The 17,611-nt window shown below is 46.0% G+C and carries 14 protein-coding genes and 1 pseudogene; 5 read left to right on the top strand and 10 right to left on the bottom strand.

Annotated features, from left to right (window positions below; translation table 11 throughout):
- Positions 1-133: 133 nt before the first annotated feature.
- Complete coding sequence (locus PUW25_RS05525) at positions 134-721, bottom strand: TetR/AcrR family transcriptional regulator (protein ID WP_205053915.1); 588 nt, start codon at positions 719-721, stop codon at positions 134-136.
- A 242-nt stretch (positions 722-963) separates the two neighbouring features.
- Between PUW25_RS05525 and PUW25_RS05520 the strand changes: the two are divergent.
- Positions 964-2,120: pseudogene (locus PUW25_RS05520) on the top strand (MGDG synthase family glycosyltransferase).
- 123 nt (positions 2,121-2,243) lie between these two features.
- On the opposite strand, the gene PUW25_RS05515 reads toward PUW25_RS05520, so the two are convergent.
- From PUW25_RS05515 to thpR, 3 genes are all read right to left on the bottom strand, one after another.
- Positions 2,244-2,936, bottom strand: coding sequence for a metal-dependent hydrolase (locus tag PUW25_RS05515; RefSeq protein WP_205053917.1), 693 nt, complete (start codon positions 2,934-2,936; stop codon positions 2,244-2,246).
- 120 nt (positions 2,937-3,056) lie between these two features.
- Positions 3,057-3,956, bottom strand: a complete 900-nt coding sequence (locus PUW25_RS05510; RefSeq protein WP_205053918.1) for a cell wall hydrolase — start codon at positions 3,954-3,956, stop codon at positions 3,057-3,059.
- Between the two features lie 314 nt (positions 3,957-4,270).
- Positions 4,271-4,825, bottom strand: a complete 555-nt coding sequence (gene thpR, locus PUW25_RS05505) for an RNA 2',3'-cyclic phosphodiesterase (protein ID WP_205053919.1) — start codon at positions 4,823-4,825, stop codon at positions 4,271-4,273.
- Between the two features lie 613 nt (positions 4,826-5,438).
- On the opposite strand from thpR, the gene PUW25_RS05500 reads away from it, so the two are divergent.
- The gene (locus tag PUW25_RS05500) at positions 5,439-6,395 is read left to right on the top strand and encodes a D-2-hydroxyacid dehydrogenase (protein WP_047912214.1); all 957 of its coding nucleotides are present in this window, start codon (positions 5,439-5,441) and stop codon (positions 6,393-6,395) included.
- A 151-nt stretch (positions 6,396-6,546) separates the two neighbouring features.
- On the opposite strand, the gene PUW25_RS05495 is transcribed toward PUW25_RS05500, so the two are convergent.
- Positions 6,547-7,524, bottom strand: coding sequence for a TRM11 family SAM-dependent methyltransferase (locus tag PUW25_RS05495; RefSeq protein WP_047912215.1), 978 nt, complete (start codon positions 7,522-7,524; stop codon positions 6,547-6,549).
- A gap of 83 nt (positions 7,525-7,607) precedes the next feature.
- On the bottom strand, positions 7,608-9,320 hold the full coding sequence (locus PUW25_RS05490; RefSeq protein WP_274338550.1) for a methyl-accepting chemotaxis protein: 1,713 nt from the start codon (positions 9,318-9,320) through the stop codon (positions 7,608-7,610).
- Between the two features lie 511 nt (positions 9,321-9,831).
- Here PUW25_RS05490 and PUW25_RS05485 point away from each other — a divergent pair.
- Both PUW25_RS05485 and PUW25_RS05480 read left to right on the top strand, forming a co-directional pair.
- Positions 9,832-10,845 (top strand): glycosyltransferase family protein, encoded by a 1,014-nt coding sequence (locus tag PUW25_RS05485; protein WP_047912217.1) that lies wholly within the window; start codon positions 9,832-9,834, stop codon positions 10,843-10,845.
- 71 nt (positions 10,846-10,916) lie between these two features.
- The gene (locus PUW25_RS05480) at positions 10,917-11,972 is read left to right on the top strand and encodes a glycosyltransferase WbsX family protein (RefSeq protein WP_047912218.1); all 1,056 of its coding nucleotides are present in this window, start codon (positions 10,917-10,919) and stop codon (positions 11,970-11,972) included.
- Here the strand turns inward: PUW25_RS05480 and PUW25_RS05475 are convergent.
- The 4 genes from PUW25_RS05475 to PUW25_RS05460 form a co-directional block, all read right to left on the bottom strand.
- Entirely contained in the window at positions 11,960-12,358 is a 399-nt protein-coding gene (locus PUW25_RS05475; protein ID WP_047912219.1) for a hypothetical protein, read from the bottom strand. The genes PUW25_RS05480 and PUW25_RS05475 overlap by 13 nt on opposite strands.
- A gap of 113 nt (positions 12,359-12,471) precedes the next feature.
- Complete coding sequence (locus PUW25_RS05470) at positions 12,472-13,416, bottom strand: MsnO8 family LLM class oxidoreductase (RefSeq protein WP_047912220.1); 945 nt, start codon at positions 13,414-13,416, stop codon at positions 12,472-12,474.
- 20 nt (positions 13,417-13,436) lie between these two features.
- On the bottom strand, positions 13,437-14,849 hold the full coding sequence (locus tag PUW25_RS05465) for a deoxyguanosinetriphosphate triphosphohydrolase family protein (RefSeq protein ID WP_274338549.1): 1,413 nt from the start codon (positions 14,847-14,849) through the stop codon (positions 13,437-13,439).
- Positions 14,850-15,159: 310 nt separating this feature from the next.
- On the bottom strand, positions 15,160-15,333 hold the full coding sequence (locus PUW25_RS05460) for a hypothetical protein (protein ID WP_193746048.1): 174 nt from the start codon (positions 15,331-15,333) through the stop codon (positions 15,160-15,162).
- Between the two features lie 360 nt (positions 15,334-15,693).
- Here PUW25_RS05460 and PUW25_RS05455 point away from each other — a divergent pair, with 360 nt between their 5' ends.
- Positions 15,694-17,514, top strand: a complete 1,821-nt coding sequence (locus PUW25_RS05455) for a 5'-nucleotidase C-terminal domain-containing protein (protein WP_274338548.1) — start codon at positions 15,694-15,696, stop codon at positions 17,512-17,514.
- Positions 17,515-17,611: the final 97 nt, after the last annotated feature.

The following is a 17,611-nucleotide window of genomic DNA, read 5'->3' as shown; positions in this document are numbered from 1 at the left end:
ATAATCCTCATTCGGTCATTTTATTCGAAAAAAATAAACATTTCTATATCAGAGATGTTTGGTCTTTATAAACTGGATATGAATAAGCCGGCCTCCACTTCCTGCTGCGTGAATACCGGCCCTAACTGCTGAGCTATCCTACCGCTTCCTGCGACAGGCCGTTTACAAGAAACAGCTGCAGATATTGCTTGATCTCTTCCTTGCTTAGCGGTTCATTGATCCGATTCCAATCGGAGGTTAGCGCGATATACAGCTTGAACATAATAAAAGCGACAACCTTCGGATCACATGGCTTAATTTCACCTTTGTTCATTGCAGTAGTCAGCTGCTTCTCCAAATAGCCCGTAATAACAGCTTCTACCTTCTCATGACCAGCCTTCGCCTGCGCCGTACCGAATTCTCTGACTTCTTGAGACAGCTTGATGAGCAGCTCATGCTGCTTCCTGAACTCGAGCAGGGCATCAAGAATGCGATACAAATTCGTGACAAAGGTCTGTTCCGAATCAAGCTCCCGTTCTGCAAGCTCCTTCATCTCCAGAATAACGTCATGCAGAATCTCATCGAACAGCTCTTCTTTATTCGTAAAAAAAGTATAGATTGTGCCTTTCCCCACATTAGCAATCTTCGCTACCTGATCCATCGTCGTCGCTTTATATCCAAATAGAGCAAAGGACTGGGCTGCGGCCTGAACTATAAGCTTGCGGCGATCTACCTGTGCCAACATGTCTCCTCCCTCTGTCATCTATTTATTAATGACCAAAAATCTGTTTTGGTCATTCAGTCAAAAACCACTTTATCACTTTTATTTCTTTTTAGCAAGAAAAATCACATTTTTTGAGACTTCTTACATGCCAAATTCGTTTAATGTATTGCAGGGTTTTATTATTCCCGTTTCGTCATATGATTTAGAGAGCTTTATACATACCGAACAGCCAAATCTCATTTTATGAAATAGGTGAATTTATGAAGAAGAAGAGAGTGCTCTTGCTGTCAGAAGGTTTCGGTACCGGACATACACAGCAACACATGCCATTGAGAAAGGGCTCAAAATTCTGTACCCTCATGTGAATGCACGTGTCATTGAGCTTGGCAAAATATTAAATCCCACGGTAGCGCCCTTCATTCTGGGTGCCTATCGCAGAACGATCACGATGAGCCCCAAGCTGATCGGGATGATCTATCGAACCAATTATAACCGAAGCCTGACCGGATTTCGAAGACTCGCGCTTCACCGGCTATTCTATAACCACGCCAAGAAGGTGCTGACTCAGCTGAACCCGGATGTTATTATTTGCACGCATCCTTTTCCGAATGCGGTGATTTCCAGATTGAAGCGTCTTGGACTAGACATCCCATTGTACACCTTAATAACCGACTACGATGCTCATGGGACCTGGATTAGTCCGGAGGTCAATCAATACCTCGTCTCGTCTCCCAAGGTTGAGAGAATGCTGCTTGAGAGAAACGTAGATTCGCAGCGAATTCGGATTACCGGCATACCGGTTCATCCTGACTTCTGGAACAAGCAGCCGAAGGAGGCGGTCCGAGAGGAGCTGGGTCTGAGGAATATCCCTACGGTCATGATTATGGGGGGAGGCTGGGGACTGCCGCTTCAGGATCAGCTCATGGAAGACATCGCTTCCTGGAAGGGCAAGATTCAGCTCGTCTTCTGTGTCGGCAACAATGAGAAGCTGGCCGAGCGACTAAGAGAATCCGCTATGTTCCAGCATCCCGATATTCATATCATAGGCTACACACGCAAGGTTAGCAAATTGATGGATGCTTCAGATCTTCTCGTAACGAAGCCAGGCGGCATGACTTGTACTGAAGGTCTGGCCAAAGGTCTTCCTATGCTGTTTGCTCCCCCGCTGCCCGGGCAGGAGGAAGAGAATTGTGATTATTTTGTTAAATCCGGATATGGTACTGTTCTTCAGAACTCGTATGTACTTCATCAGCAATTCTCAAGATTACATCATCTGTATGCAAACGGCATTGCAGCGAGAGCTGCTGACACCCGGCTGAATGAGTATGAGCCAGAGGCCTGCACAAGAACCGTGCATGAGCTGCTGATGCAGAGCGCAACCCGCCGTACTCCGGTTATGCAATATGCTTCCCGTTAATACGTCATCCCATTCCATACCATATCCAAAAAAGAGCTGCATGCCCATTCGTCCACGGTTGGCGAATTACGCAAATGCAGCTCTTATTATATCTTCAGATCTGTTCATAATCTGTATTACAAGTTACAGTGTTGTGCTCGCTCCCGGCTCCAGTATTACAGTCTCAATCTCTTCCTGGCTCTTCTGGCTCAGAAGCTGGCGGAATTGGTTCGGATCCTGCTCCAGCCCAGGGAACGTATTGTAGTGAATAGGAATGACTTGCTTCGTGCGAATCCAGGTGGCTGCCATCGCAGCATCCTCTGGTCCCATCGTCAAACCATCACCGATCGGAAGCGCAGCAATATCAATATGGTTCAGTTCTCCGATGATACGCATGTCGCCAAATAAAGCCGTGTCTCCAGCATGATATAAAGTCTTGCCGCCCATCGTCAGCAGAATGCCCGCAGGTTGTCCCAAATAAACAGGCTTGCCGTCGATATCAAGAGACGAGCTGTGGAATGCCAGTGTAAACTTCACTTTGAAGCCGTCAAACTGATGGCTGCCTCCTGTATTCATATGATGCGCCTTCACGCCTTGATTCTGACAATAATCAGCCAGCTCGTATACGGCTACGACCGGGCAGTCATTTGCTCTGGCAATGGCAAGGGTATCACCAAAATGATCGGAGTGGGCATGAGTCAACAGCACCGCGTCCACTTTGACCTCTTCCGGAGCAATCGTTGCCTTCGGGTTTCCGGATAGAAAGGGATCGATAATGACCCGTTTGCCTTCAGCTTCAACGAACAAACAAGAATGACCATAGTACGTAATTTTCATAGATTATTACCTCCTATGCATAGGTTATACCCCGTGGAATAACGGACATATCACATCCATTATATCACTAGTGGAATCAATTTCATAAATCATTCAAAAGGGATTATGAATGGATTCGGCCTATTTATAAAAGGTATGGTGACCAATTGTTTTCACCTTTTCTTGAGAATGGTGTACGGTAAGGTCGTCAGCCAGGGTAATAGATAAGAAGAAGAGCGTATCATCCGGTACTTCCTTGCGTCCATGCATGGCTTCGTTGACAGCTTGAATAGCGTCCTCGTTAGGCGTCACACGGTCCATACGGCCGTTCGCAACAGGACTGAACTGATATTTCTGATATATTACATCCTTAATGGTATCGGGATAATTGGCTGACCGCAGCCGGTTTAAGACAACGTTAGCTACAGCTACTTTGCCTTCGTACGGTTCGCCTTCTGCTTCTGCCATCACAATTTTTTGCAGCATAAGCAGTTCCTTATCCGTCACGGGGTAGTCCCAGGTCGATTTATCTTTGTCTGCCTGAGTTAATAGTTCCGTACGGGTAAAGAATAAAGTTTCGGGGGGAGTGGTCTTCATTTTTTCAGCGGTTAATTGAGCAAGTGCTTTTTGCTTCTCCAGCTTCTGTTGCTTCTCTAGAGCCGCCAGTTTCTTCGCTTTCTCGGCTTGCTGCTGTTCTTTGAGAGCTTCTGCTTCCAAATGTTCAGCTGCCTTGATCGAAATATAGTCCGTGGCAATGCGCGGTGTGCCAACCGCGGTCACCGATTGGTTCGTCATTTCATGAATTGCAGATGTTCTTGCAATAGATTTCACAGCAGTGGCTCCGTCCCCATCAGAGCTTGTCCTGCGAATATGATCTGCCGCTTCATCATGATGAGCGGTCTGAGCCGTCTCCGGCATTTCCTTTGTTGCACTATCCCCATATACTTCAACAGCCTTCACAATAAGGCTGGCCCCCAATATAAACACCAGCAGCACGATCATCAGAGGTGCTACCCAGCGAATCTCTCTATTTGTATTCATAATGACCTCCTGTTATATCGGCACAATTCTACTTAACTGTAACCAAAAATGCAAGGTTTGAATAACAGATAATATACCAAATACAGTCTCTACAACAGGGAAAAGTGCTCTATGCGGATGCTTGTCCACATCAAAAATTCCGTTGATCTATCAAGCTTTTTCGCACCCGAACACCTGATCCCAAAAAATACTAAATAAAAAAATATAATTTTTTTGTGCTTTATTTTTTCCGACTCAAATTATATCTTTTTTCTGGTTGTAAAAGCTATAAATGGTTATAGATTACCATATTAAGGAGTCTATGAATTTATGCATTATAATTCGTATTTTCCTATCATTTCATACATCGGCTTTTGACCCATATTTGTCTTATATAACACAAATTCTTCCACCAGCCAAGTGTCATCCCATACACCACTCATAAGCTCATTCAAATTAAAAGAGCCATGATTGAATTTGCGTGCCGTTGTAATATGGGGACGATAGGGACGATCCTCAGGTACAAACCCTAAGGGTATGGTTGATTGTACGATCGACTGCTGCAGTGAAAGTAGGCTGTCCAGCTCACCTTCCACCCCTCTCCACAATACTCTCGGTGCCTGATCGGAACCAAAAATGCCCGGTTCCCCAATCTTAAGCGGAAAAGGCTGCACGTGATTCGCCGCTTCCTGCAAAGCTTCATGCAGCTTGTCCAGGACCGCTGGATCCGTATCGCCCAAGAATTGCAAAGTGATATGATAATCCTCTTGATGAGTCCGATTTCGAAAAGGAAGCTGATCCTTGTGATGCTCCATCCATTGATGCAGCTTATTTTTTATTTCATCCGGTATTCGGACAGCGGTAAAGAGTCGTACCTTGTGATCTGACATATGCATTTATCCTCACTTTATGTTTTTTAGTAAGATGAATTCAATAAGTTATCGTCATACGCCTTCCACGTACAACCATTATACACCAGAATATATTAACAATATCCTAGTACTAGTATCAGGTACTAATTGCGGTATATTAGGTATATTTTCCATAGCAACATATGACTTACAGCCTATTTCACACCAAAATAATTGGTTTAAATTATCTGCCTTACCTCTAATTCATCATTTCCTTATCCATCTGATCCTATGTAAAGAAACAAGCAGTTTACCGCACTAAATAAAAGATAAGAACCATGATCCTCTTCTCTATTTCATCGTTAAAATTTTTTTCTTACTATATAATATGTATACAATGCCATAGTAGGTTCAATGTCACCGTTCATGTCATATAAGTATACAGAAGTTACCTCCTCACGCACAGAAATACCAATATATAACATATACATATAAATTTACATTTATCCAGAAAAATCTTTACTTTTTAGCAGCGTCGAGTGAACTTCTTCTATTTATATATACCCACCGTTTATCGAACTGCGTTATAATTGCCCGCTTGCGGCAACACTGCTACACTAGAGCTATTATGGTAGCAGGAGGAGATCTCGATATGAGCAGTATTGTAAGCTTACACGCATTTACAGAGTCACAGCAACAGCTAGTTCAAGAAATAGCCCCTGATTACAAACTAACAATAGGTAAAGCCAAGGAGCTGGATCCTTCCGTCCTGAAGAACGCCGAAATTCTGGTGGGCTGGGCCCGAAACCATGCAGATACGCTGCTTGATCCAGACAGTAAATTAAAATGGGTTCAAACCTGGTCTGCCGGAGTGGATTATCTGCCTCAGGCCGAGCTGAGTGATCGAAATATTCTGTTGACGAATACAAGTGGAATTCATGCCATACCGATCTCTGAGATGGTCTTCGGTATGCTGCTGTCCATGTCCCGCATGCTGAAGCAAGCAATTCTCAATCAAGCAAGTCGGAATTGGGACTCAAACGATACCGCGATGAGCGAGCTTCATGGCAAGACCATTGTCATCGCGGGTGTAGGGGAGATTGGGACCGCAACAGCCAGACTGGCAGAAGCCTTCGGTATGAACGTGGTCGGTGTACGCAAATCCGGCAAGCCTGCCCCTCATGTAAGCAAGATGGTGAAGATGGAGCAGCTGGAGGAAGTATTGTCTGAAGGTGACTACATCATTAACATCCTCCCTCTTACAGAGGATACGAAGCATTTGTTCAACGAACAGACCTTTAGTGCAATGAAGACGGGTGCTTGCTTCGTCAATGTAGGGCGAGGAGCAACCGTTCAGACATCTGCTCTGGTTAAAGCATTAGAAGAGAAGAAGCTCTCCGCTGCAGCACTCGATGTATTCGAGGAAGAGCCGCTGCCAGCCGATCATCCTCTGTGGGGAATGGACAACGTACTGATCACTCCGCATTTTGCCGGCAGCACACCTCATTATTCTGAACGCGCATTCGAGGTCTTCCTTGAGAATCTAAAGGCCTATGTCAAGAATGAGGATCTGCCCCGTAACCTGGTAGATTACAGCCGATCCTATTAACCAGCCTGAGGATGGTCAATCGTCCATCACCTGTGCTTCATTCATTAGCTCAATCTGAAAAATAAAATAAGGTCTGATGCTCTCTGCGGTGAACTGCAGATGCGTATCAGACCTTATTTGCCATTTACTTCAATTTTGAATAGATCACTGCTTATCCTTGATGTTCACACAACCATATATCTCGAGTAAATGACCCCTTCGTAACCTGGACATGATGCTGAATCCTCCATCCTGACCTGTTTAATTGCTCCTCCAATGGTTCTGTGCTTATGATGACCGCTTCATCAGCAAGTCTCGCCAGACTCCGCAGCATTCCTAGCTGCTCCTCCATAGATAATACAGAGCACAGATTGTAGGGCAGATCAAGAACAGCACGGTCAGCATGACCCATCAGATCATTCATGTCCCCCAAGGTGACAAGATTTGCGTCATAACCATAATGTTCGAGATTGACTCTCGCCCCCCGAATAGCCAGCGGATTCAGATCGTTGCCTCTAATCTTAATTCCCATCGAGAGGGCTTCGATCAATACATTCCCCATACCGCAGCAAGGATCCATCATTGAGACCTTCTCCCCTTCAGGAGCTGCCACATTGACTATTGCTCTTGCGATGCGTGAGCTGAGGCCGGTCGAATAATTATAAGGCTTATTCTTATGCTGCAGCCATATGGGCTCCGCATACCGGGCGATGCCGAATACCCATGTGTTCTCCAATTGCATTAATCCATAGGTTATGTCAGGGTCCTTCATTTTAGCCGTTCCTGTAATGCATTCCCCTGCTCTGCGTTCAAGCTTCCGTTGTTCATCATACGGACAGTGAACCCCTTCCTTAATATATACAACTTTAAACGTACGATCCTTCGGCACCTGAATCGCATGCGAATCGATGTCTGCAAGCAGCCCGTCATACTCCTTATTCTCAGCGATGACCTCAAGACGCAGCTTCATGAAGGGACTGCGTGACGGTTCAATGAGGCGAGTGGAACGAAGATAAGCTTGCTTCGGGGGTACATTCGTACCCAGAAGACGCTGCAGCTCCAAATGACAAAGAGCCTGTTCACTCTCGTGACAGGCATAAATGTATATTAAATCTGTAGGATGATGTTCCTTATTGTGTGTATGTGTCATTAGCAATCTCAGCAATTCCCTTCTGAATGGTGAATGCAGCAGCCGGGCTGCTTGCTCATATTCACTGTGTCGTTACGCTCCTATTATACTCGAAGCGCCGATACCGAAGCGAGCAGTTCTTCTGACAGCTTCTTGAGCTGCTGAATATTCTCTGCCACACCTTCCAGCGAACCGGACTGTTCTTCTGCAGAAGCAGACACTTCCTCCACACTGGCTGCGGATTGCTGAGATATCGCAGAGATCAGCTGGCTGAAATCGTTCATTTGTCCACTGAGATCTTCCATTTCAGACAGGCCATTAGAAATCTCTTGAATGACATCCACCATCTGATGCACCGAGCTCGTAATCTGGTTGAAGGCCTCATTCACGGCTTCCATCTGTGCCGTTCCTCTTCTCGTCTCTTCTACACCGCTTTGCAGCGATTGAACGACCGACTTAGATTCCTGCTGAATCGTTTCCGTCAGCTCATTGATTTGACCTACTGCCTGTGAAACATCCTCCGAGAGTGTGCGTACCTCTTCAGCTACGACAGCAAAGCCCTTCCCATGTTCACCCGCTCTCGCTGCCTCAATCGAAGCATTCAGGGACAGAAGGTTTGTCTGTTTCGCAATATCACGAATGACATGCAGCAGCTGGTAAATATTCTCGTTAGATTGATCCAGCTTATTCACCTGCTCCATGGAGATGGATACCCGACTTGCGATTTGTCTCATCTGTTCAATAGACTGACTCATTGTATCTTTACCCAGTGTACCTTGTTCAAGTACCAGCTCCGACATCCCTCTAAGCTGCTCTCCTTTAGCCGCATGGTCCTGAATATGCTCATTCAACCGCTCAACGGTTCTTGCAGAGGACTGTGCTGTTTCTGCCTGACTTTCCACCGCTTTGGCTGATTCCTCCATCGATAAGGCAATCTGCTGACTGCCAATCTTCACCTCTTCGGATGTGGCTGCCAGATGAGTGGTCTGCTCACCAATGATCTCTGAAGAGCTCTTAATTCGATTCACAATCTGAACTAGACTCGCCTTCATTTGGTTAATCCCTTGTCCAAGTGTAGTCAGCTCATCCTCCATATCACGTTGGATATCCTCCACAGACAGATTACCCGCGGCTATCTCTTTGACATTGTTTTCAATCTGCTTGATCGGCGTAACCAATGCCTTGATCAGCGCATAAGTACTGATTAATGTCATCACCACTATAAAGGCAATCCCGATAAAGAGTACAATTTCTGAGGTTCTGGCACTATCCTCAAGCTCTTGGGCCGACCGATCTGCTTCTTCTTGAATAAAAGCCGATAAAGACATCAGCTCACTCTGCATCTTGTCGAAAGAAGCCGTGCCCTTCATGAGCACTTCATAAGCCAGCTCAATATCATTCGCATCACTCCGATTCATCGCTTGGGTATTGATCTTGAAGTATTCCTCCCAAGCTGCAGAGAAGGCGTTATAATATTCCCTTTCTGTATCTGTTGCAATCAGCGAGCCATATGCCTGTCTGACAGCAGTAAGCTGTCGTATGTAATCCGTACGTTCCTTGGCAATAGCCGCTTTGCTCTCCTGATCGGAAACAGACGCCAAGAAGTAACTGTAGCTCAAGGATTGGATATGTTCAGTCGTGAAGATTAGATCGTCAATCTTGCTAATGGACGGCATCCAGTTTCTCGTAATGCTCGTCGTGTTCTTTTCCATCGTTCCGAGTAGTGTTAAAGTAATGATCCCAATTGCGACGACATAGATAAGCAGCGGTACCATGACAACCGATATTCTCTGCCTGATGCTTTTTAATTTAAACACCTGTTCTCCCCCTGTGCAGCTATATAAAGCTCTTTGTGTTGTAGCCTGAAGCCATTCCATAATACACTTGAACGATGAAATGGATTCTCTCCTACTATTATTTCGGTAAGCAGCTTACAAATTATAAGATTTGACCACTATGTATATTTCAAATTGTTTCGAACGCCCTTTTTATCAACACTTAGGTAATTGTCCTGAAACAAACGGGGCTCACATCATAGACTAGAATAAATCTGACGATTAAGGATCGGGTTTAACTATGAGAAAAAAAGAAAAAAAATCGGAAATCCGAAGCACCACTACCGTGCGTAATAAGATCCCTTCTAATAAGAGACAGAGTAAATCTCTAAATAAGTCTCTAAGTAAATCCCAGAGTAAGTCTCCAGATAGATTCAAAAATAAATCCCAGGAGAATGTCCAAGACAAACTTCAGAGTACACTTCAAGACAAAGTCCTACGCAAATCTAAATTCAGAGCCTCAGCCAAAGCCACACCGGCAGTCCCAATAGTCATGCGTCCTTCCCGGATGGAAACTGCTCAAGAGGATTTATCACTACAGCCAAACCGAAGATGGTTATCGCATCAGCGTCAGCCTGTGCCAGACGTCCAGACCCATGATCCCAGAAACGCCAAATCCATGCGGCTCGCACTCCTGATTCCGTTGACAGAACAGTTTACTCCGTCAATGGAAAGCCAGATTACAGACTCGCTACGCATGCTAGTCAAAGAAGTCATCATTCTCAAGATCAATGAGAATCTTCAAGATAGTCTGTCGACTTATAAGCCAGATCTCTTACTATGTATCGGCAATCAAGCTGCACAATTCATTACACCTGAACTCATATCACAATCGATTCATACAAGAACAGCCCTCTGGTTGAATGATCCTTATGAGCCTTGCGAGAATATCGCTTTTGCATACCATGACTGGGACCTTGTCATCACACAGAACATGCTGCATCTTCCTGTATATGAGAAATACAGTTATAGACACATTGTTGTTATGCCATATAGTGCGGATCCGTTAGTTTACAAGCCTCATCAGCCACAGCCCAATTTCCATTCCGATCTCCTCATTGTTGGAGATTACTCAGAGGAACGTCTCCTCTATGTCCATGTCATCCGCCAGCGATGTGAGGGTAAGAAGATCCGAGCGTTAGGTCGAAACTGGGAATCTGTGGATCAGATTGAGATTTGTCAGCCCGATAGCGAGATGATGCTCAGTGCGTACTATAACGGAGCCAACATGATCGTTCATTGGGATGCTGCACCTCGTCCATTGTATGAGATCGCAGCGTGCGGGGTATTTCAAATAGTGGAGAACTCTCCGGATATTCACGAGCTGATGAAGCCTGGCGAGGATGTTGTCATCTTCAGCAACCCCGAACAGCTTGGCTCCAAGCTCCAATACTACAGCGAGAACACGGATCAAAAAAGAATGGTTGCTTCAAGAGCTCTCTATAGCAGCAAATACGATTATTCCTTTCTCCAGTCTGCTATGAAACTAATCTACAGTCTGATATGAACTAATCCCGCAGTTAAACAATCTATTCTATTAGCTAGCTAACCATACTCAGGATTAGGTGGTGTCCCTGCATGAAGCTGATCGCTTATTATTTACCTCAATTTCATCAAATCCCTGAGAATGATCTGTGGTGGGGAGAAGGCTTCACTGAATGGACGAATACACAAAAAGCACGGCCGCTGTATCCCAATCACCGACAGCCAAAGGAGCCACTAAAGGATTATTACTATAATTTGATGGACCCGTCGGTTCGGGAATGGCAGGCGAGCTTGGCCCAATATTATGGCATCTATGGGTTCTGCTATTACCATTATTGGTTCAAAGGAAAACGGCTGCTCGAAAAGCCGCTTGAAGCCTTGCTTCAGTCCGATACTCCTGACTTCCCCTTCTGTCTCTCCTGGGCCAATGAGCCGTGGACACGCAGATGGGATGGCAGTGATGATGAAATCCTCATGCCCCAGGATTATGGAGATGAAGCCGATTGGGCTGAACACTTCGTTGAGCTGCTTAAAGTATTTAATGACAAGAGGTATATTCGTATTGAGAATAAGCCCTTATTCGTAATCTATCGTCCGGGTCTGATTCCAAGGTGTGAAGAAATGCTCGAATACTGGAACAAGCTTGCGGTGCAGCATGGACTTCAAGGCATCTATTTTGTAAGGACGCTGGGCGGGTTTGATATTCCGAATCAAGCCGGATTTGAGGCGAGTGTTGAATTTGAGCCGCATTATACCTTTGCGCATGCACATACGCAGGGCCTATGGAGCAAGATAAAAAAGAAGGAGAACGAGCACCTGGTATTTGACTATGACGGTGCCTGGGAGATGATCTTGTCCCGTTCTCCTCATCGAAGCGGAGAGCAAATTATACCTGGTGCTTATGTGAATTGGGATAATACCCCGCGCAGAGGATACCACGGGCAGAGCTGCATCGGATCCAGTCCGGAGAAATTTGCTTACTATCTGACTAGACAAATAGAGCGGGCAGCTCAGGTATACAATTCTTCATTTCTGTTCGTCAATGCGTGGAATGAATGGGCGGAGGGGACCTATCTAGAGCCGGACAAAGATCACGGCTTCGCCTATTTGGAGGCGGTCAGAACCGCGCTTCTGAATTACGCGCCATGAATCGCAAGTGTAGGGAGACCACTGCTGGTATCCACAATAATCATATAGTTGAGTCCGTCTGTACCCTTAAGCATGAGGCCGGGCTGCGTCGGTAAGGTTGCAGGATAAAACCGCGTTGAGACCGTACTTGCTGCTACCGGAGGAACTGTAGGAGTTCCTACGGACATGAGCCGAGATCCAGCCACTACATTCTGCCCTGCGCTCACATTTAGACCCGCACCCAAATTCCCTTGGATTGTTGCATTATCATCTACAAACACGCCGCCGCCCCATATACTCATACTGCCGGCGATATCTAAATTTCCGATGGTTGAATTTCCATTGACATGAAGATGGCCGAGAATTGTTTGATTCCCCGTTACAAGTACCTGATCAAAAGTCGGCATAATTCTATCACTCCTTCCTTTTTACTATCCATTCTATGTAATTGCTTCTCTTTTGCTATATAGCAAAAGTACAATTCAATGGCTATTTCAATAGAGAATGATAGTCTGCCTAATCAAGAAAGCTGCATTGCTTCCGCCAGCAATTGATATGTCACCAGCCTCTGCTCGTAGCGGGCGGCACGGGTTGCGATCAGCAGGCTGCTGGATTGTGTACGCTCACTCAGCCTGATGAGTTCTTCCCTTACCTTCTCCGGGTTCCCGACAATGACTGGATATTCAGCAGCAGGGAGACCTGGAGACGACTTCTCCTGATGCTTGACGGAAGCTTGTTCCTTCCAGGAATGGGCTTCTTCCGTCGTTGGAGCACAGATCACACTGACTGCGATGAAGGCCTGAGGTCTAACCATACTTTTGGAAGGAACAAAATTTGCCGTATATCTCTCAATCATCTCTGCCCCGTCGTGCTCACTCATAAATTGGCCAAATACATAACCTGTTCCTAAACTTGCAGCATAGTCTGCACTCTTCACATTCGTGCCAAGCATCCACAGACCGGGGCCGCTGACCGGGACTGGCTTCGCAGCCACTACTTCCCCTTCATAGGTATACTCCCCTTGAAGGAGCTGCTGGAGCTCCTTGACCCGATCCGGATATTCCGCCACCTTCTGCAGAAAATTGCCCGCCAGAGCCATCGATAGATGGGCAGATCCGCCGGGAGCACGGCCAATGCCAAGCTCGATTCGCCCAGGGTACAGGGTAGAGAGCAGGTTATATCTTTCTGCCACTAGAATTGGATGATGATAGGGCAGGAGTACTGCTCCTGAACCAAGCTTAATCTGATGAGTCCGGGCCCCGATATGGGATAGCAGCACTTCCGGGCTTGCCGATTCAACGCCTGGCAGATTGTGATGCTCTGAGGTCCAATACCTTGCATACCCGAGACGATCTCCTTCCATTGCCAGCTCTACCGATCGGCGAATCGCCTCTTCCGGTGAGCTGTCCATGAGGCTTGGCACAAGATCCAGTATGCCGAGTTCTATTCGCTTCGTTTCCATCATGATGTAATCTCCTTATCTGCTTAGTCCAGGTCATATATAGAGCCGACCTTCAGTCCATAGAGCTCGTTATATATCTTCTCGGCAAAAGCATCCGTCATCCCCGCAATGTAATCAATAATCATATGCTCCCAGGTCCATATCGGGCTCAGACGAGCCTGATCCTTCTCATACCGCTGCAGCCAGTCGGTTGGAATAATGGCCTTCGAAGTAACCGGATCATTGAAGGCATGCCAGAGTCTGCGGATGATCCACTCGCTTCTTTTTTGCTGGCGCTGGACTCTTAGGTCCTTGATCATCGTCACCCACGCGAAGCTCTTCAGCACACTAACGGTACGAAGCATATCGAGGTCTTCCTTTCCTTCCTTTATAAAGGTAACCTTCTTCCAGTCGCCCGTATCAATAATTCCCAGAGCCGCTACGAATAAGCTGACCCAATACGCTTTGACCTCCCGCCGAGTACGGGAATAGTCATGATCACAGCCCGGAAGCTTCTCATTCCAAATCCGCAGGAATTCGTTCAGTACCTCATCTACTTTGGGCTCAATCTTCTCAGGCATCCATCCCATCCAGAACGGATCATCCAAGGTCATAATCTTGTCTACGATCAGTCTTTTGACATAAGGATCGTGCAGGAAGTGCTCATGCACCTCAATCTTTCCAGCCTTGATTCCGTCCTCCAGATCATGCGCGGAATACGCAATGTCATCACATAGATCCATCAGCTGCGCTTCCAAGGTCTTCTGGCCTGCCGGTATGCCCCATTCGCTGCGTATCTCCTTAATATAGCTCCATTCATGATGGTACATGCCCTTCCTGTTCTCCGTGCCGGGATAAGGATATTTATTGATGCCCAGGAGCACCGCATCCGATAGATTAAGGCCGTCTATATTCTCACGCTTCTCCAGAAACATAATCAGCCTGAAATTATGGGCGTTCCCTTCAAAGTGCTCGTATTTCCGGCGCATCGTCTCTTCTACGGTCCGATACTGATGATTCGAGGATTTCCCTGTTCCGCTGGGATCTACAATCGACAAGGTCTTATCCTCAATCAAGTCGTTCAGAATGCTCCCCAGCACTTCCTCCCCTTTATGACCGAACGGAGGATGTCCAAAATCATGGGCGATCGAGGCGCATTCGACGACCTCCGGATCGATAACAAGTCCCGGATTATCGGCACGAAGCTCTTCAACATCGGGGTAGCGTCTTAAGAGACTCTTGGCTGCTTCGCGCGCAATCTGGGCCACCTCAAGTGAATGTGTCAGCCGTGTCCGATAATAGTCACCTGTTCCGGCTCCAAACACCTGGGATTTGCCCTGCAGTCTTCTAAAGGTTGGGGAATGGATCAAACGGGAATAGTCGCGTTCATACGTCGCCCTTGATCCTTCCGATTTATTAAGTTCAGCATATTGTCTATGTTCTCTCAGCTTCTCCATATAACTCCTCCAATGATTTGAACGTTCCACTTGTATAAGAATGAATCCTATCTCTTCATTTATTTATTACCCGAAATCATTTCATAATGCCTTTAGCTGCTGTAATCAATGCTAAGAATTCTACAATTGTACATTATTAAATGTGCAGAATTCGAATTGTGAAATTGTATCCAGTATAACCCCAATACGTATCATTTTCACTAGTTACACTTCTTCCACTATATTAAGCACTTACAGAAATAAGCCGCTTCTCGACAGGAGAGGCGACTTATCTCAGCTACAATCGTCTGTACTCTGCAACCCCTGCTCCTTACCTTCTTCCGAACAGGCTTGAGATCGCAATTAACAATCGTGTCTTTAATGTCTTATTTACAACCGACTTCTCTGACCCATTATTATAGAATGAAGGCTGCCGCTCATGTCCTAGATAATGTAGCTTCAGTTCTTCCATACGTACCATGTTTACCATCATTTCTTCTCTCATCCGTAACCCTCTCCCTGTTCCTCTATTTGAACTCATTGTACCGGTAATCCAGCTGTTCAACGTCGGCTTAGGGTCTGAACTGCAAGCATGAAAATGACTCCGTCTCGAGACGGAGTCATCATGACCCTACCTGCTTCGTTATTCAGATGCGCGTACATCGCACAGGAACAGATCAGGATCTGGAATAGAAACTTACCGCAAAGGGATAATATGGTATACTTCGAGCTATTTTGTAACAATTTGTGAAAAAAAGAGCCTCACGTCACGTTGGCGGCAGATATTTTACATAAATGATGAAGATTATATTTAATTTCTCTGATAGAATGTGCTTAAGTTAAAATTTGGGAGGGTTGGCCATCTATGTTTAAATGGAAAACAGCAATTTCTTCAGCTGCGGCTACTGCACTATTATTTAGTTCTTTAGGACTTGCCAGCGCCGCTTCAGAAACAACAGGTTCTGTTACTACTCCGGACAACAGCGGGACACACATTACACTATTACATACGAATGATTCACACGCCCGTGCAGTCGAGTCTTCACCAAATATGGGCTACGCTAAGGTAGCAGGGATCTTTGACAAATACCGTGCTGAGAACCCGAACACCCTGTTTCTTGATGCAGGGGACGCTGTACATGGAACGACCTTTGCTACGCTGGTAAATGGAGAGAGCATTATAAAAGTCATGAACGAGATGGGGTATGACGCCTTCGTTCCTGGCAATCATGAATTCAATTATGGCTGGGAGCATCTAGTTACACTGACTGACAAGCTTAATTTCCCAACGATCAGTGCTAACGTAAGACTCAAAACCGATGGGACAAGCCTGTACGAGCCTTACATTATTAAAGAAGTCGATGGAGTCAAGATCGGTATCATTGGATTGACGACACAAGAGACAGCCTATAAGACGAATCCTAAGAACGTGGAGGAGATCGATTTTACCGATCCTTCAGATGAAGCTCAAAAATATGTAGATGAAATTCGCGATGAAGTGGATGTTGTCGTTATGCTTGCTCATATCGGTCAAGATGATTCAGATATGGACAACTCCTTTGACATTTTGGATGAAGTGGACGGCATTGATATCTATATCGACGGACACAGCCACACCGTGCTTGAGGACGGCCTCGTTGCAGACAATGGCACACTCGTTGCAAGCGCCGGCGAATATACGAATTATGTCGGTGTGGTTGATCTATGGGTAGATGAAGGCAAAGTCGTCTCCAAGAAAGCAACCTTGATTGATGAGACTGAAGCTGCTGGCATCGCCCCTAACGAGAAAGTAGCCGCACTTGTTGCTTCTGTGACGGAAGAGCAAGCCCCAATTCTGGATGAAGTCGTAGCTACCATCTCCACGGATCTGGAAGGCACACGCGAGAAGGTTCGTGCAGGCGAGACGAATCTGGGTGATCTGATCGCGGATGCGCTTCGTGAAGTATCTGGCGCTGATATTGCCCTTACCAATGGCGGCGGAATTCGTGCTTCGATTGAGAAGGGTGAGGTAACTAAAGGCGAGGTTATTACTGTTCTGCCATTTGGCAATCAGATCGTTACTTTGAATGTTAAAGGCGAAGACGTCATTGCCGCACTGGAAAATGGGGTAAAAAGCTACCCTGAAACGAGCGGCGGATTCCCGCAAATCTCCGGCTTCAGCTTTAAGATCGATCCAGCCAAGGAGCCAGGAAGCCGCGTGCATTCCGTAATGGTAGGCAGCGAGCCAATCGATCCTGAAGCAACTTACACACTCGCAACGAATGATTTCACTGCCATCGGCGGTGACGAATATGAAATGTTCACCAAGTATGCTCAAGCTGGTATGTACGGCTCCCTGGACGAAGCATTGATTACACATCTGCAGAAGCTGGGAAGCGCGGCTGTAACGACAGACGGACGGATCGCAGAAGCGGCAGCTCCAACAGTAACCACTCCTGTAGAAGAGACACCGGCTCCAGAAGCACCGGTTGAAGAGGAACAACCAGATACAACGACTAAACCAACGAAACCAACAACACCATCTGTCCAGGAACCGAAGGTATATGTCGTTAAATCCGGTGATACGCTCTACTCCATTTCGAAGAAACATGGCACAACCTGGCAAACGATTCAAAAGCTCAACAAGATTAAAAACGCTCACTGGATTTATCCGGGTCAGACATTAAAATTACCTTCTGCTTCATAAAAACGCGCGATCTATAGATCAAAAGTCATCCTTAAATGACCTTAACTCCTAAAAAAATTCTAAAAATTTTCAAAAAACTATTAATATCCTTAACAAA

The sequence above is a fragment of the Paenibacillus urinalis genome, from assembly GCF_028747985.1.
GTDB lineage: Bacteria > Bacillota > Bacilli > Paenibacillales > Paenibacillaceae > Paenibacillus > Paenibacillus urinalis.
The sequence above is the reverse complement of the archived record's forward strand: the minus strand, read 5'-3'. Positions and strand labels throughout refer to the sequence as shown.

Bases quoted from the DNA above. Each gene is read 5' to 3' on its own strand.
- PUW25_RS05515 (WP_205053917.1), bottom strand. From the start codon at position 2,936: ATGAAAATTACGTACTATGGTCATTCTTGTTTGTTCGTTGAAGCTGAA.
- PUW25_RS05510 (WP_205053918.1), bottom strand. From the start codon at position 3,956: ATGAATACAAATAGAGAGATTCGCTGGGTAGCACCTCTGATGATCGTG.
- thpR (WP_205053919.1), bottom strand. From the start codon at position 4,825: ATGTCAGATCACAAGGTACGACTCTTTACCGCTGTCCGAATACCGGAT.
- PUW25_RS05500 (WP_047912214.1), top strand. From the start codon at position 5,439: ATGAGCAGTATTGTAAGCTTACACGCATTTACAGAGTCACAGCAACAG.
- PUW25_RS05495 (WP_047912215.1), bottom strand. From the start codon at position 7,524: ATGACACATACACACAATAAGGAACATCATCCTACAGATTTAATATAC.
- PUW25_RS05485 (WP_047912217.1), top strand. From the start codon at position 9,832: ATGCGTCCTTCCCGGATGGAAACTGCTCAAGAGGATTTATCACTACAG.
- PUW25_RS05480 (WP_047912218.1), top strand. From the start codon at position 10,917: ATGAAGCTGATCGCTTATTATTTACCTCAATTTCATCAAATCCCTGAG.
- PUW25_RS05475 (WP_047912219.1), bottom strand. From the start codon at position 12,358: ATGCCGACTTTTGATCAGGTACTTGTAACGGGGAATCAAACAATTCTC.
- PUW25_RS05470 (WP_047912220.1), bottom strand. From the start codon at position 13,416: ATGATGGAAACGAAGCGAATAGAACTCGGCATACTGGATCTTGTGCCA.
- PUW25_RS05465 (WP_274338549.1), bottom strand. From the start codon at position 14,849: ATGGAGAAGCTGAGAGAACATAGACAATATGCTGAACTTAATAAATCG.
- PUW25_RS05460 (WP_193746048.1), bottom strand. From the start codon at position 15,333: ATGAGAGAAGAAATGATGGTAAACATGGTACGTATGGAAGAACTGAAG.
- PUW25_RS05455 (WP_274338548.1), top strand. From the start codon at position 15,694: ATGTTTAAATGGAAAACAGCAATTTCTTCAGCTGCGGCTACTGCACTA.